At 65.6% G+C, this 14,896-nt stretch carries 11 protein-coding genes; 5 read left to right on the forward strand and 6 right to left on the reverse strand.

Annotated features, from left to right (window positions below):
• Window positions 1–49: 49 nt before the first annotated feature.
• Both ACN9M2_RS15810 and ACN9M2_RS15815 read right to left on the reverse strand, forming a co-directional pair.
• A complete protein-coding gene (locus ACN9M2_RS15810) occupies window positions 50–544 on the reverse strand; it encodes a hypothetical protein (protein ID WP_426285587.1) in 495 nt (164 codons plus the stop codon).
• 312 nt (window positions 545–856) lie between these two features.
• On the reverse strand, window positions 857–2,194 hold the full coding sequence (locus ACN9M2_RS15815; RefSeq protein ID WP_426285588.1) for a lysozyme inhibitor LprI family protein: 1,338 nt from the start codon (window positions 2,192–2,194) through the stop codon (window positions 857–859).
• Between the two features lie 247 nt (window positions 2,195–2,441).
• On the opposite strand from ACN9M2_RS15815, the gene ACN9M2_RS15820 reads away from it, so the two are divergent.
• On the forward strand, window positions 2,442–3,266 hold the full coding sequence (locus tag ACN9M2_RS15820) for a restriction endonuclease (protein ID WP_426285589.1): 825 nt from the start codon (window positions 2,442–2,444) through the stop codon (window positions 3,264–3,266).
• 12 nt (window positions 3,267–3,278) lie between these two features.
• Here ACN9M2_RS15820 and ACN9M2_RS15825 read toward each other — a convergent pair whose 3' ends face one another.
• On the reverse strand, window positions 3,279–4,196 hold the full coding sequence (locus ACN9M2_RS15825) for an AraC family transcriptional regulator N-terminal domain-containing protein (protein ID WP_426285590.1): 918 nt from the start codon (window positions 4,194–4,196) through the stop codon (window positions 3,279–3,281).
• Between the two features lie 207 nt (window positions 4,197–4,403).
• Here ACN9M2_RS15825 and ACN9M2_RS15830 point away from each other — a divergent pair, with 207 nt between their 5' ends.
• The 3 genes from ACN9M2_RS15830 to ACN9M2_RS15840 all read left to right on the forward strand — a co-directional run bounded on the left by ACN9M2_RS15830 (window position 4,404) and on the right by ACN9M2_RS15840 (window position 6,633).
• Complete coding sequence (locus tag ACN9M2_RS15830) at window positions 4,404–5,138, forward strand: SDR family oxidoreductase (RefSeq protein WP_426285591.1); 735 nt, start codon at window positions 4,404–4,406, stop codon at window positions 5,136–5,138.
• A gap of 87 nt (window positions 5,139–5,225) precedes the next feature.
• On the forward strand, window positions 5,226–6,308 hold the full coding sequence (locus ACN9M2_RS15835; RefSeq protein ID WP_426285592.1) for a hypothetical protein: 1,083 nt from the start codon (window positions 5,226–5,228) through the stop codon (window positions 6,306–6,308).
• Between the two features lie 49 nt (window positions 6,309–6,357).
• Window positions 6,358–6,633: a DUF1778 domain-containing protein gene (locus ACN9M2_RS15840; RefSeq protein WP_426285593.1), complete on the forward strand. Its 276-nt coding sequence runs from the start codon at window positions 6,358–6,360 to the stop codon at window positions 6,631–6,633.
• A 79-nt stretch (window positions 6,634–6,712) separates the two neighbouring features.
• Here ACN9M2_RS15840 and ACN9M2_RS15845 read toward each other — a convergent pair whose 3' ends face one another.
• Complete coding sequence (locus ACN9M2_RS15845) at window positions 6,713–7,117, reverse strand: DUF4879 domain-containing protein (RefSeq protein WP_426285594.1); 405 nt, start codon at window positions 7,115–7,117, stop codon at window positions 6,713–6,715.
• 256 nt (window positions 7,118–7,373) lie between these two features.
• Between ACN9M2_RS15845 and ACN9M2_RS15850 the strand changes: the two genes are divergently transcribed.
• Entirely contained in the window at window positions 7,374–7,802 is a 429-nt protein-coding gene (locus ACN9M2_RS15850) for a hypothetical protein (protein ID WP_426285595.1), read from the forward strand.
• 45 nt (window positions 7,803–7,847) lie between these two features.
• Here the strand turns inward: ACN9M2_RS15850 and ACN9M2_RS15855 are convergent, their stop codons facing one another.
• Together ACN9M2_RS15855 and yjjJ are read right to left on the reverse strand one after the other, a co-directional pair.
• Complete coding sequence (locus tag ACN9M2_RS15855; protein ID WP_426285596.1) at window positions 7,848–13,409, reverse strand: autotransporter domain-containing protein; 5,562 nt, start codon at window positions 13,407–13,409, stop codon at window positions 7,848–7,850.
• Between the two features lie 103 nt (window positions 13,410–13,512).
• On the reverse strand, window positions 13,513–14,886 hold the full coding sequence (yjjJ, locus tag ACN9M2_RS15860) for a type II toxin-antitoxin system HipA family toxin YjjJ (protein WP_426285597.1): 1,374 nt from the start codon (window positions 14,884–14,886) through the stop codon (window positions 13,513–13,515).
• Between the last annotated feature and the right edge of the window lie 10 nt (window positions 14,887–14,896).

A 14,896-nucleotide genomic window follows, 5' to 3' on the forward strand; every position in this document is an offset into this window, starting at 1 on the left:
GGCCCGCTGCCGCGGGATCGCCGACAAAGTCGGCTCCCACCAGAGTCCGTCAGCCGCCGCGTTTCGAGGGAGCGGCGGCAGCCAACTCGAGCCGTTGCTGCACGGCCGGCAATCCCGATAGATCGAAGGTCAGCGGGAAGAACGACGGCGTACGCACATGCAGCACCTTCCGTTCGGCCAGCAACGCGGCGAAAGCGCGTTTCGCTGGCACGTTGCGCGGGATGTAGGTCAAGGTTCCGCGCACACACTCCTTGCTGAAAGATATTCGCGTACCTTCCACGTCGTAGACCTGCCCCCGGCCCAACGTGGCCGGCGCGCAGTTCATGCGTTGCGGGAGATCGCGAAAACCGTAGGTGACGCGATGCGTCGCTGGATTCACGAAGGCGACGAGTGCCAGCTGCGCACTGTCCTGAGCCGGCAGGACGAAGCTGCCGCGGCGTTCGATCCAGGATGGCGACGGCGAGGCTGCAGGGCTGGCCTGCGCGGCGGTCGCCAACAGGAGAGCCGGAACGGCGACGCGGAACATCCGTGATACGAGGAACATGGAGAACCTCCTTGGCTTGTCGTCACTCGCGGCCCCGCAACCGGGTGACGATGCCGATATAGCATCAATTCTGGGGGGATGCCATGAGGGTCGGGGAACGGAGGCTCGCTGAGCACGGCACCGCCTTGGTGGCGACTGCTTTAGTGGAGACCGCTTGGTGGGAGCCGACCTTGTCGGCGATCCCGCGGCGGCGGGCCAGGTCGCGGCAAGCACCCATCGCCGACAAAGTCGGCTCCCACCCAAAGCGGCTCACACCACAGATCGGCTCTCACCAAGGTCGGCTATCAACGGGAGGCGGTGGTCGACTTGCGATCAGTGTTGTTCCGGCGGTGGAGACGGCACGATCGACGAGAGCAACAGCGGGCCGCGTTTCACCGCGATATAGGCCGAAGCGACCGGCTCCAGCTTGCCGTTTTTCAGGCGCCACGCGGACACCAGCCAGTCGTCGTTGATGCGCCAGCCGACGTGGCCGTGGCCGATGAAGCCCAGCAAGGACTCGCCGCGGAAGGTGATCGGGAAGAACGTCGCCTCGGGGCCGTAGCCGGTCATCTGGTCGGATGCGATGTCGGTGCCGAAGGCCGGCAGGTCGGGATAGCTCGATGTATCTCCCTTGGGAGCGATGCCGGAAGGCGCCCGTGCGGCGGCGACCATCGCGTCGTACGCCGACTTCTCCGCACCTTTGAGCGGCCGGTCGAGCGTGCCCTGCATCGGACTGCGTTCGTAGCGGGTGACGGCGGCCATGGCCGCGGTGGTGAAGTCGTCGCAGGGTGATTGTTTGGGCGCGCAGGCACTGCCCGCAGGCACCAGCGAATGGTCGAAGCGCAGGGTGAGTTGAATATCCGGCCCGAACGCACGGCCTTCCCAGCGGCCGACCTCGATGTTCAGTTCGTCCGGCGACGGATTGGACAGTACCGTCGCGATGAAATCGCTCCCGACGCGGGCCATGCCGTGCATCGACATGCAGTCCGATGCCCATGCCCCAGGCGCCTCGACCGTGACGGCTTTCTTGCCCTCGATCCGGAACGGTGCCTCCGTCCAGCAGTGAGCCGTACCGCCGACGGAGAACAAGGAGCTGACCGGCGACCCCTGCAGCTTCCGGTAGCCGGAGGACGCGTCGAGCCCGGCCAACGCTTCACGCAAACCCGCGTCCGGTTCGTAAGGAAAGGCCTTGGCGTCTTCCACGGGTACGTCGGTGGCGATGGCGATATCCACGCCCGCCTTCGCCAGGTCGCCGAGCACGTCGTGTGAGCCGGGAGGCAGGCGCGACAACGACGCCTGGACCCTGTCCAACGGCTTCGGCGCCTTGCTGTCGAGGCCACGCAAGAAGGCGATGCGCGACGGGTACGACGCCACGTCGGCGGACAAGGGCTTGCCGGGGTGATCGCCGAGGAAGGTGGCGACCGCCTCGTCACGCTCGGCGAGCCAATGCCGCTGGTCGAGTTTCAGCGCATCGGCCTTGTCGGGATGGTTCGCCAGTGCGGCGCGGAAGGCATCGCCGAGTTGCCCATCGAGGGCGGACACCTTTGGCGAGGCGCAGATGGCCTTCTCGACCGTCGTGGATGCCTTGGCGCAGTCGAAACCGGCCGCGTGGGACCCGAGTGGAAGCGCCAGGAGCAGCGCCGCGGAAACCGTTCGAACCGTCATCGTCATGGGCAGACCTTCCATTGCGCCGGGTGCCGGCTAGCGGCAGGCATTCTAAGAGTTGTCGATGAACCGCGCGGATTTAGATCGAGATGTAGTCTTTCGCCTACAGGAATCCGTCCGGGGTTTCGATATATTCGGCCGGTTCCGACCAGCCAGCCGGGGGGCCGCGCCGCGTCGGGGAAGGGAGAACCATGGCAGTGCAGACATGCATCCAGCGGGGCCGGCAACCGCTTCACGCGCCGGAAGCCGTCCGATGAGCGGCTTCAAACCGGTCAGCCATCGCCACGACGATGCCTTGAGCCGTGTCTCGTGGGAGACCTTCGAGCGGTTGGTCGCCGACCACTACCGCAACGCCGGTTTCCGGGTAGAGCACGTGGGCACGGGCGGCGGCGGGACGAACCGCACCGACGGCGGCATCGACCTCAAGCTGTTCCGCGACCAGGAAATCGTCCTGGTGCAATGCAAGCACTGGAACTGCTGGAAGGTGCCGCACAACGACGTGCACCAGCTCATCGGCGTGATGCATACGGCGGGTGCCACGGGCGCCATCGTCGTCACCTCCGGCGAATTCACCGCGGCGGCGATCGAGGCCGCGGCGAAGTTCCGGCACATCCGCCTGATCGACGGCAAGGCGATACGCGCCATGCTCGGCCCGGTGGAGGAACCGGCCATGCCGCATGCCTCGCTGGAGGACATGCCTGCCTGGATTCGCGAGACACGGCGAGCCCGGACACCCCGCACGCACCGATCGCCGGTCATCGCCGCCGTGGGCGCCGTCGTCACCATGGCGGTGGCGCTGGCGGTGCTGTACAGCTATTACATCCGCGAGATCCATGTGGCCCAGGTCGAGGCATTGCGGGCAACGGTGGCGCGAACCGCCCGCGAATTGACGCAGGCGAGAGCCACGCCCGCCGCCCTTCCCGCACTCACCTCGCAACGACCCATGAGCACGATCAACGGGCGCCCGGCCATCGTCCACGACACGCCGATGAGCAAGACCGACATCGCGGCATGGGAAGCGAAGAACGCCGAGTCGATGCGTATCATCGAGAAGACGACACCTTCGCTTCCGCCGTGATCGTGTAGGCGTTCAGGAGATCAACGCATGCCGCACGGCAGGCACGCGTTGAACCGAGGGCGCGAGGTCCAGCAGGTCCTTCAGTTGCCGCGTCTCGTCCACCGGGCTACGCCCGAACAGGCGCTTGAACTCGCGACTGAACTGCGAGGCGCTCTCGTAGCCGACACGCTCGGATGCCGTGGCCGCGCTGAGCCCGCCGCGAATCATCAGCAGGCGCGCGTGGTGGAGCCGCATCGCCTTGATGTACTGGATGGGCGAGGTGGCGGTCACGGCCTTGAAATGCGTATGGAAGGTCGGCACGCTCATGCTCGCCTCGCTGGCGAGGGTGGCGACATCGAGGGGGCGAGCGTACTCCGCATGAATGCGGCGCAACGCCTTCGCGATCCGCCCGAAGTGACCGCCCTGCGTCAGCGCCGCGCGCAACGCGCCGCCCTGCTCACCGGTCAACACGCGATAGGTGATCTCACGCACGATGCCCGGTGCCAACAGGCGCGCTTCCACGGGATCGGAAAGCACTTCGAGCAGACGCAACGCGGCATCGCCGAGACGGTCGTCCAACGGCGTGGCGAACAAGGTGGCCGGCCGCACATCCGCTTGCGGGCGGAGATCGTCCACGGCCAGCACCAACTCGGCGGTCGCCGCGAGGTCGATGCGAATGGCGACGCCGAGCATCGGTTCCTCCGCGCTGGCTTCCGTCTCGATCTCGAAAGGCAACGGCACCGCCAGCGCGAAGTAGTGCTGCGCATCGTAGACATAGGTTTGCCCGCCATGGAAACCACGCTTGCGGCCTTGCGCCACGATGACGATGCTCGGCTCGTACAAGGCCGGCGTGCGCACCAGCGCGCGGTTGGAACGCATGAAGGCGACGCCGTCCACATCGGACAGCGTATAGCCCTCCGAGGGTGCCAACCGGGTGATCAAGTCGGCCATGCGAGCGCGGCGGGCTTCGACGGAAGCAGGTTGGGACATGATGAGGTGGCAGGTCGGCGGCAATAGGAATGGGATATACGCCCAGACCAAAGGCGCGTCAATCTTTGGCAATCCATAGAAATAGGCAAGAAGAGACAAGGATCAGGTCTTAGCGCCGGGCACCCTCCTGCCTAGCATGGCTCTATCGCAAACCAGGGAGCCACCGCCATGCCTACGCAAGCATCCAAGGTCATCCTCATCACCGGTGCCAGCAGCGGGATCGGCGAAGCGACCGCCCGCCACCTGGTTCGCCAGGGCCACCGCGTCGTGCTCGGTGCACGCCGGATCGAGCGCCTGCAAGCACTCGCCGAAGAGCTCGCCAGGGAGCGTGGCCGCGTCGCCTGCCGTTCCCTGGATGTCACCCGCTTCGACCAGATGCAGGCCTTCGCCGGTTTCGCCGAATCGACCTTCGGCCCGGTCGACGTCATCGTCAACAACGCCGGCGTCATGCCGCTCTCGCCCCTCAACGCCCTGAAGCTGGGCGAGTGGAACCGCATGATCGACGTGAACGTGCGTGGCGTGCTGCACGGCATCGCCGCCGTATTGCCGGGCATGGAAGCGCGCCGCCGCGGGCACGTGATCAACGTCTCGTCCATCGGCGGCCATGCCGTCTCGCCGACGGCCGCCGTGTACTGCGCCACGAAATACGCCGTCCGCGCCATCTCCGATGGCCTGCGCCAGGAAACCGACTGCATCCGCGTCACGGTGGTGTCGCCCGGCGTCGTCGAGTCCGAACTCGCCGATACGATCTCCGATGAAGCCGCTCGCGACGCGATGAAAGCCTACCGCCGCATCGCCATCCAGCCCGACGCCATCGCCCGCGCGATAGGCTATGCGATCGAACAGCCGGACGAGGTGGACGTGAACGAGCTTATCGTGCGGCCGACAGCGAGCCCTCATTGAGGGCTCGTTCTCCTGTAGGGCTAAAGGTTCGGCTGCTGCCGCCGTTATACGGTCGACAGTGTCCGTTCGAACCCTCATGGAGAAGCCATGTACAAGGCCGTACTGATCGATTGCTCGGGTCATCCTTCAGCGAGCCGCGCGAATAACCCGTTCCCGGGCAAGTTCCTCGTCGACGCACTAGCCAAGACCATTCGCACGTCCAGGACTTCGGTCTGGACAAATGCGGACGATCTGAGCGGGCATGAAATGCTCCGCTTCTTCGTCGATTCCCCCTACGAACAGGCGGTCGCCATTGTCTGGGTAGATTCCGAAGCTGATTACGACGAAGCCAACAGACAAGCCAAAGCTTACGCGAAGGATCACCCTGGATTTCCGCAGGTCATCGAGTCCAACGATGTACGCCATTTCCTGTGGGCTTCCGAGAAGGACGAGGACCTCGAGGTCGCACGGTATCTGCGGGGCAACACGAAGATCCGTGCAAGCTGGTTCAACGAGGTAAACGGGCTTCGTTGTCTCGCGGATGCTCAGGGCTTCGCCGTGATGGCCGACGGAAACGGTGCCTCCCGGGCAGCGAGGGCCGCACAGGCGCATGCGCTCGCCATCGCCTACCAGAACGCGCTCTATGACATTGCGAATGCGATCAGCGTGGCCGCCAAGACACCCGGACCACATGCGGAGGCCACGCTCAGCCATGTGTCCTGTTTCATGGCCGGGCATTATTTCGGCCACCCCGTTCTGCCGAACACAAGGGAGCTGCGTGATTTCTACGGCCTCCTTAGGGACAAGCAGAACATTGCCGAGCAGTTTCAGGAAGCGGTGTCACAAGTGGAGCGCCTCGCCCAAGTGGTCCGCGAAAGCAGGCGGGATGCGGAACGACGGGAGCGGATCGCAACACAGGATAGGAAGGAACTACAGAAAGAACAGCAGGAAACCCGGGACAAGAAGCTGACGAAGCGACTGAACTGGCTGAACGCCTTGGTTGCGCTTGCCGGACTCGCCGGAGTAACACAGATCACTCCGGAGGGGCTCGATAAATGGTGGACTGCGTGGACTGGCACCAAGTCAGTCGAAACGACAACAGCAGCTCCAGCACCTATGCCCGACCGGAACAGTCACACGACGAAGATCGACACGGGTAAAGAGAAGCCACGCGAAAGAAGAGGTTCGTAATCGCTACGACGCTGTGTAGGAAGATGGTTTCCTATTCCGAGGCTCGGCTATGACCGCCATCGCTCGCCGAGCCACCATCACTCTCCACGCCTCGGTGTCGCAGCGCCGCATGATCGAACGAGCGGCACGAACGGCTTGCACGAATCTTTCTGACTTTATGCTGGAGGCCGCCTGCGAGAAGGCCAGGCAGGCGCTGCTGGACCACACCGCAGTTGTTCTGGACAGCACCCAGTTCAAGCACGTTCTGGCGCCGGTTGATGCTCCGGCGGAACAGGATTCCACACTGCGCACCCTGTTGCTTCGCCACGCCCCGTGGGAGATCTGAAACGGGCATACTTCTTGAGGATGAGCCCCTTTGAGGGACTCATCCTCATGGCGGCTAAAGGATCAGCACACGCACGGACTCAGCGAATGCTGAACGATGCCGTGGAGGTGCTTTTCGGCCACGCCCACTCCGTAACGTGGATGGCGAACGTGCCATTGCCTTTACCGGTGGCATCCCATACGCGCTCTTCGCCTTGCGCAGACTGGCCATTCCGACACGCGGTCCAGCCGCCGCCGTTTCGGCAGACGAGCCGGGACGAGACCTCCCGAAGCTGAGCCCCGTTCATGGTCGCATATGCCTGACCACGCCCTGCCTCGCGTGTGGTCACCAGAACGGGATTTCCTCCATGGTGTCTCGAAACAGAATTCCCTCCAACGATAAATTCGGTGCCACCCTGGGCAGATTTCACCTGGATGACCTGCACACTAGCCGCACAGGGCAGAGCGATCGCACCGAACAACGCAACACAGAACATTCGCTTCATGTGTTTCTTCCAAGAACCACAGCCGATTGCTGCGCGGGCACTCTATTAACCCTAGCCGCCAAACAAATTCAGCGAACGCCCTGTTCAAGCATGAAGTGTCGCCATATTTTTGGTGAGACAATTCCCACAGGATCACAACGCGTCGCTTCGGCTTGCCATCGTGTAGGCCAAGGCCACGTCGCGCGCAACATCCAACTCCAAGGCATCGCCTTTGCTTCTCCTGGAAGCCGCATTAGCGGCGTCAAGGAGACAACGCGTGTATACGAAGATACCTTCATCCGTTCCACCCGCCCCATCACTCGAACCATCATCGACCCGGGTGGAGCAAGAAAAAATAGTTCCGAAGGAAAAGTCCGCGTCACCGGATGGAATCGAGCGTATCGATTTCGCGCACATGACACTGAGAACGGTGGAGATCACTGTGAATGATCTCTATTTCAGCGGGCGCATTACCTTTGATGAGCTGTCCGCGATCATGCAAGTCGTGGTCCTCCCTATTGATGGGATAGCCGGCTCCGACGAATGGAACGCAACGCCAGCCCATATCAACCGCGACGATATCGACGCGTGGATCGATGCCGCGACCGAGCGGGGATCACACCAGGAGGCGGCAACGTATCAACGAGCGAGGGCGCTTATCGATGCGCTCGATGGACAACCGTTACGGTTGTCGGTGACGGCTTGATCTCGACAAGAAGGCGGCGCCACGCGGGCGCCGCCCTCCTTCACCTCAAAACGCCCAGCTAAGGCTCAACCGCGCCGACTGGTCCTTCGCATCCCCCGCGAACTGACCGCTATACGTCGCATCGATGGTGACGCTTGGCGCAGGCCGGAAACGCAGGCCCGCGGTGACCACGCCCGCATCGTCGGCGACGGGAACGCCCTGGATGTCGAAGCTCGTGCCGGTGCCGGCGAAACGCATGCGCGCGGTGGAATCGACGTCGCCCCAGGCATGACGCCAACCCAGGCTGCCGAAGACCGCCGTGCCGGTGTCGCCCAGCTTCGCCTCGCCACGCAGGCCGAGCGTGCCGAAGGTCTGGTGAGAGCGGTCGGCGTCGACGTCAAGGGCACCGATCGATCCGCGCTCGTGGATGGTCGGCGTGCGCAGCTGTTGGTAGGCCAGATTGACGAACGGTGCCCACGAACCGCGCGTGCCGTCGATGACGTAGGCGCCTTCGACATAACCTTGCGCGGCGTGGGCATCGTCATCGCTGCCGATGCGGGACGAGAGATCGCCGATGGTGGCCGTGCGATGCGTGCGGATCTTCTGCTGGCCGTACAAGGCGCCTGCCTGCCACTGGAACGCATCCTCGCGCCCACCGGCATACAACCCGGCGGTGTGCGTGCGTACATCGGCGGAAGCATCGCGTGCGCGCGTCGAGGCCGATATCTGCCCCGTGCCGAGCGCGAAGCCGACACGCGTGGCCGAACCCACGACGGTATCCGCACCCACCAGCAAGCCGCCGCCATTCGCGCTCATGCGCGCGGCGTTGCCATCGCCGTCGTGGTTGCCCCAATGACCCCAGGCCGACACCCAGGCCGAGACACCCTCGCCGTCGCTGGCGGCCCCCGCATTGAGCAGGTGGTTGTTGATCGCCTCGCGCTGGTAACGCTGGTCGTCCGCGATGGCCGTGCGCGTACTGGCGTGGATCTCGCCGGAAAGGCTGTCGAACGCGGCACGTGCGCTGGCCGCGTCGAGCCGGAGGATCGCGTCGTAGATGGACGCACCGGCGCCGAGCGCTTCCGTCGCACCCGCCGCGGCGCGCTGGTTGCGCGTGAGCGCCACATCCGGGAAAGCCACGGCATTCCGGCGAAGCGTGAGGTTCACGGCGTTCGCCGTATACGCCAGCGATGGCGTGAGGAAGGCGAGGTCCGTGGAGACGGCACCGAACGTACCGCTCACGCCATCAGCGGCGGAGAGGATCGTGTACGTGGTCGACGTGCCCCAGTTGCCACCCGTGCCCAGGCTCACCACCGACCCGCCCGCGAGGCTGGCGTGGCCGGCGACATCGATGCGATCGCCCTGCCCCGCATCCGTGACGTCCACGGTGTAGCGCGTGCCGGCGGCCATGGTGAGGTCACCCGTGAACGAGAGCGTCGCAGGCATGCCTTCGCCACCGGGCGACACTTCGGCACCCGACTGCAAGGCGACACTGCCGCCGGTACCCGTGCCGGTGAGGACGGTACCGCCAGCCATCGACAGGCTACCGCCGAGCTTGCCGTCCAGCCGCAGCGTGCCACTGGCGACGTCGGTGTTGCCGGTGAATGCACTGCTGTCGCCGGTAAGGTGCAACGCACCCGCGCCGAGCTTGCGGAACACACCCTCCCCGGACAATGCCCCCGCATAGGTCACATCGTTTGAGCGATCCAGCAGCAAGGTGCCGTGGTCGACGATGTCGCCGACGACCGAACCGTGCGTACCGCCGTCGCCCACGTGCAACGTGCCCGCGTCGATCGTCGTGGTGCCGGTATAGGTGTTGTCACCGGTCAGCAGGAGCTCGCCCGTGCCAGTCTTGGTGAAGCCGCCCACCGTCGTCCCGTCCGCGACGACTCCGCTCAGGGTAGCCTTCTCCGTTCCACCGACGTCGATCGACGCGGTGCCCGCCACGGTCACGGCGTTCGTCAGCGCAAGGCCGTCCGTTGCGAATGCCAACGTGCTGCCGGAGCCCAGCGCCAAGGCACCGGAACCGATCGCACCGCTATCGCCGAGGCGCAAGGTTCCCGCACTGACGAAGGTGCCACCCGTATAGGCATTGGCATGGTCGAGCACGAGCGTGCCCGCACCACGTTTCTCCAGCGCACCCGCACCTGCGATGGCGCCGTTCCAAGTGAACGCGTTCGAGGCATCGGCGATGTCGATCGCACCGCCACTCGTCAGCGCGAGACCGCGATCCGTCGACGTGTAACTGTTGCCGGTGACGCGCAACGCACCGCCATTCAAGGTGATGCCGTTCGCCACATCGCCGAGGTTGCGGTCGTCACCGACGGACAGCGTGCCGCCGTTGACGATCGTATCGCCGGTGTACGTGTTGATGCCGCCGAGCACGAGCGTGCCGGCATCGTTCTTCGCCAGCCCCTGCGTACCTTCCAGCACGGAGTCGATGGTGGCGACATAGCCGGCCGTCGTGGCGCTGCCGTCTCCCACGCGGATGATGGGCGCGCCACTGGACGACGTGAGCAGGATCGGAGCTCCGCTCAGGCGATAGCCGTCGCTGAGGAACTGCATGCCTATCGCGCTGACCTGGCCCGCCCCGCCATCGACGGCGACCGCCCCCGCGGTGCCGCCGAACACGGCGAAACCCGGCTGCGGCGACATGGCGCCGGTGATGCTGCCATCCTGATCGGTCCACACCGGCGAGGTGGTGGACCACGTGCCGTCGCCACCGCCCATCTGCGTCGCACTGGCGAGCCCGTTGGCGTTCCAGAACTGCAACGTGTTGTTGGTGATGTCGAGGATGTTGATTTGCTTCGCGCCGGTCAGCGTCTGCAACTGCAGCGTGTGCCCGGCCGGCGTCGTACCGAACGACAGGCCGCCATTGGTCGTCGTCAGTCCGCCCGTGTACGAGAAGATGTTGTAGACACCCGGCCCCATGCCACCGGCATCGCTGACGTCCAGCGCGACGCCATTCAGGGCGAGGTCGCCGTTCACCACCACCTTGTCGCCGTTACCCGAGGCGCCGAGTTCGACATCCATCCGGGTGCCCTGCGCCATCGTCAGGTCACCGTCGACGGTGAGCGTGCCGATGGAATTGCCCGGCGAAAGCACCGAGCCGGTGTTCATGGTCACGTCGCCATCGATGCGTCCATGGCCGCCGAGGGTGGCGCCATTGGCCACGCTCACGTCGCCCGCCAGCACGGCGTTGCTGCCCGCGACGCTGCCGACCACCAGCTTGCCGGCCTGTACCTGGGTGCTGCCGAGGAAGGGCGTCGCGTCGCCGTCGAACAGGAGCGTTCCGCTGCCCTGCTGGATCAACTGGCCGTTGCCACCCAGAGCACCGGTGAAGCTGACGGTGCCCGTGCGGTTGTAGGCCAGCACGCCGTTGTTGGCCACGTAGCCATTGAGCGTGCCGGTCGTGCCTCCGTTGCCTATGGTGAGTGAGTTTCCGGCATCGATGTCCGTCACCAGGCCGGCATCGATCGAGCCGGTCACCACGACGCCCGATGGCACGGCGAACGTCACGCGCTGGGCGACGAGGGCACCCGCCACCGTGAGCGGGCTCGAACTGGCAAGGGTGAAGTTACCGGCTGCCACGTCGCCAAGCACGCTGATCGCGTTGCCGGCGGACGACAGGTCGATGTCGCCGGCGGTATTCGCGGTAAGCGTGGTCGTCGCGATCGAACCGGCCGTCTGGGTGACACTGCCCCCTCCGCTGTTCAGCGACAAGGAAACGGGGGCCGTGATGTTGCCGGTCAAGGTCATGCCGCTATTGCCGGCAAGATTGACCGAAACGGCCGCGTTGATGGAGCCGGCGGAGAGGTTGTCGCTGCTGGACAGGCTGATGCTGCGAGCTTGCGCGGTGACGCCGCCGCCGAACGAATTCCCCGCGTTGGTCAGCGTCACATTGCCGTTGGCGATAAAGGTACTCGCGCCCGATATGACGAAGGCTCCGGATTGCGTGATGCCGCCCGCGGACGTGGACAGGCTGAGCGTCCCGGCACGGATGCTGTTGGCAGTAAGGGTGCCCGAGGTCACGATCAGGCTCCACAACGCCTGGTTGTTGCCGATGGCACCCTGCAGGTTCGCGGCGCCCTGCGTGACGATCGTCAGCGCTTGCGGGCCATCGATGCCGCCCTGCACATCGATGTTCGCGGTGGTCAAGCTCCAGAGCGCACTGTTGCCGGCCAACGTGATGGGAGACACGTACGTTTGCGATCCCGTCGATTGCATGGTGCCGTTGAGGGTCGTGCCACCGGTATGGCCGAACGTCAGCGCGCCATCGAGGTTGGCGCCGTGCAGGCTCAACCCATTCCCGCCATTGCTGGTGACGTTGCCGGTACCGACGATCGATGCGATGTCGAGCACGCCGTTGTTGGGCGTCAGCGTGATCGCCGCACTGCCAGGCGTGATGCCGTCGAGCTTCACGGCGTCGATCGATACGTTGCCTGCCGCGACCACCTGTGCGCTACCGCCATCGGCCACTTCGAGGGCGCCGTGGGCCATCGATCCCGGCTGGAAGGTCAGCAGGTTACCGGTGCCATTGAAGAGGACCGCCGTCGCATACCCACCGCCCGCCGTGAGGCCACCGGCGATCGTTCCTGAGTTCTGGATGTGCGCATCCTGCTGGGTCACCACGCCGATACCGGCGGCACCGTTGCCGGTGGCATTCCCGCCTGCGATGAGTGCGCCACCGAGGTTGGCAAGCTGCAACCTGACGTTCTGTGCGCGGATACCCGCGCCGGAGGCACCGTCCAGGCCGCTCGCCTGTGCAGTGCCGCCAGCGCCTCCTGCCCCACCGCGGATCGTGCCGCTGTTGGATACCAAGGCATCTGCGCCGAAGAGCAACGCACCGTCGCCACCGCCACCACCGCTACCGCCGTACGCCACGCCCGTGGCCTGCGATCCGCCGGCGCCGCCGGCACCACCCACGAGCGACGAACCCGCGACGACCTGAAGCTGATTATCGTCACCCAGGATAACGACACCCGTGCCGCCACCACCGCCGCCACCGCCACCCGCCGCGCTATTGGCATCGGGGGCGCCACCGGTACCGCCCGCGCCGCCGGTGACCGGGGAATTCAACAGCACCGAATAGCTGCCGTTCGTATAGACGCCCGCGCCACCGCCACCGCCGCCACCGGGAACGTGAATATCGGGGGTGCCGTCTCCACCGCGGCCTCCCACGATGGGCTGCGTCGTGGAAACGGTACCGACCGCGCCCCCGGCACCACCGGCAACGAACACCGAGCCGTTATCGTTACCCGTGCCGCCCGCGCCGCCCACTCCGCCGCTGGCCATGCCACCGGCGACCGGGAGGATGCCGGAACCGCCCGTGATCCAGCGCGCGAAACCGCCCTGGCCGTTGCCCGCTCCACCCGCGCCTGCCCGGTCGATCACGGCCGCGCCACCCTGTGCGCTGCATGTCGTCGTATCGGTCGGCTGGCAAACCTGAGCCATGGCTGGAACGCCCACGGCCCACAGGCCGGTCGCCAGGATGGCGCCCCACAGCGGGTGCTGACGCAGCGTGGTCGCACCGCCTCCGCCCATGCTGCCGGCACGCGACGACGAAAGCTCGGAAGCGACCTGCACGACACGCAGCGTTCCGTTCCATACAAGATGGTAAATGCGGTTCATTGGATTCCCCCATGCCGTCAGCACCCCCTGTGGGGCTGGCGCGATGGCGCATCTTACCGTCGTTTGGGGTGGCCGGCAGGCCGGAAGCGCTGAACGGCGGGGTCTACGGGGTGAACCGCTGGCGCAGGCGCGACACCACGGCGTGGTTGGCCTGCGCCAGGTCGCGGAATCCGCCGCTTATCTCCGCGTGCGCAGCCACGCGCCGCCAGTAAAGCTCGGCCCACTCCGCTGCCATTTGCCAATAGTGCGCATCGGCGGGGGTGGGCACGGCGGGCTTGTAGTCGCGAGGCAGCAGCGCCCCGCTGGTGCCGGGCCGGTAGAGCATCGGCAACATGTCGTAGTTGGGGGTGAGATGAAACGGAAGTTCGCCGTCGACGAAGAAGCTCAGGTTGCCGAAGTGCATGTCGGTATTGCCGATCAGGCGACCGAACCACCAGCGTTGCCGAACGAGGTCAAGGGCACTCTCGCCTAGCCAACCGCCTTGCACCATGCGGGCAGTCGCACGGGGCCAGTCGTCGCGCTCGCCATCGTGCGCGTCGCTCCATGCCGCCAACGTCACGCAACCTCTTCGCCCGTACACACCCACGCGATCGAAGCGGGTTACTTCGAGGCACATCCGGCCCTGTGACCAGACGAGATCCGTGCGGGCACTGGGATTGCCATGCTCGGCCAGTAGCTCACCGGCTATGTGTTCGCATATCAACAGGTCGGCCCAACGACGCGCGGCGGGATGGTCATCCACCGGCTCACTGAACTTCACGATGACATGACGGACGGTGCCGTCCTCGTCCTCCACGGTCGCCGTGAACTTTGGCTGTTCACCCGCTGCGGGAGAGCCCGCGGCCTCGCCCGCGAGCGCCGCCCTTGCCAGTTCCGCGTAATGCACGTGCCGGGAAGCGGAAGTGATCGGCTGAGGTTCCCATTGCAGGGCACGCTCAAGCGCGGCATCTCCCAGGATGAAATCACCGGGCCCGTCTCCGCCACGAAGCAAGAGCGCCGCGAGCACGGCGTCATCGTTCCAGCGCAGGATGTCGGGCGGCAAGTCGAGTTCGCGCGACCACCGTTGTGCGAACTGGCGCCCCAGGAAGCCTTGCGGCCGCTGGTCGTCGAGGAACCATGGCACCCCGGGGAACAGTCCATCGGCGAATTCATCGCGGAGCCAGTCGACAGGATGGGCTACGGTCACCAGGCTGCCGGCGCCATAGAGTGCGCTCAGGTGACCGAAAGCGACGGGTTGCCCTCGCGTGTCCAGACGGAACAGTGGCCATTGGGTGCCGAGTCCACGCACATCACGCAGGGCGGCGTAGCGGGTGCGGCGTGCGCGGCCGATACGCGCGATGTGGCCCCCGGCCTCGGTGAGTAAGCGCGAGACCGTGGGCTGCGAGGCACCCAGTGCTTCGCCAAGGTCGCGGGCACTCGCAGGCCCCCGCTGCCTCAGGGCATCGATCAGGCGGCTGGTCTGCGAATTGACGTTCATGACGTGAATA

The sequence above is a fragment of the Luteibacter sp. E-22 genome, from assembly GCF_049913125.1.
GTDB lineage: Bacteria > Pseudomonadota > Gammaproteobacteria > Xanthomonadales > Rhodanobacteraceae > Luteibacter.

Coding starts and splice junctions, on each gene's coding strand:
- ACN9M2_RS15810 (WP_426285587.1), bottom strand. CDS start 544: ATGTTCCTCGTATCACGGATGTTCCGCGTCGCCGTTCCGGCTCTCCTG.
- ACN9M2_RS15815 (WP_426285588.1), bottom strand. CDS start 2,194: ATGACGATGACGGTTCGAACGGTTTCCGCGGCGCTGCTCCTGGCGCTT.
- ACN9M2_RS15820 (WP_426285589.1), top strand. CDS start 2,442: ATGAGCGGCTTCAAACCGGTCAGCCATCGCCACGACGATGCCTTGAGC.
- ACN9M2_RS15825 (WP_426285590.1), bottom strand. CDS start 4,196: ATGGCCGACTTGATCACCCGGTTGGCACCCTCGGAGGGCTATACGCTG.
- ACN9M2_RS15830 (WP_426285591.1), top strand. CDS start 4,404: ATGCCTACGCAAGCATCCAAGGTCATCCTCATCACCGGTGCCAGCAGC.
- ACN9M2_RS15835 (WP_426285592.1), top strand. CDS start 5,226: ATGTACAAGGCCGTACTGATCGATTGCTCGGGTCATCCTTCAGCGAGC.
- ACN9M2_RS15840 (WP_426285593.1), top strand. CDS start 6,358: ATGACCGCCATCGCTCGCCGAGCCACCATCACTCTCCACGCCTCGGTG.
- ACN9M2_RS15845 (WP_426285594.1), bottom strand. CDS start 7,117: ATGAAGCGAATGTTCTGTGTTGCGTTGTTCGGTGCGATCGCTCTGCCC.
- ACN9M2_RS15855 (WP_426285596.1), bottom strand. CDS start 13,409: ATGAACCGCATTTACCATCTTGTATGGAACGGAACGCTGCGTGTCGTG.
- yjjJ (WP_426285597.1), bottom strand. CDS start 14,886: ATGAACGTCAATTCGCAGACCAGCCGCCTGATCGATGCCCTGAGGCAG.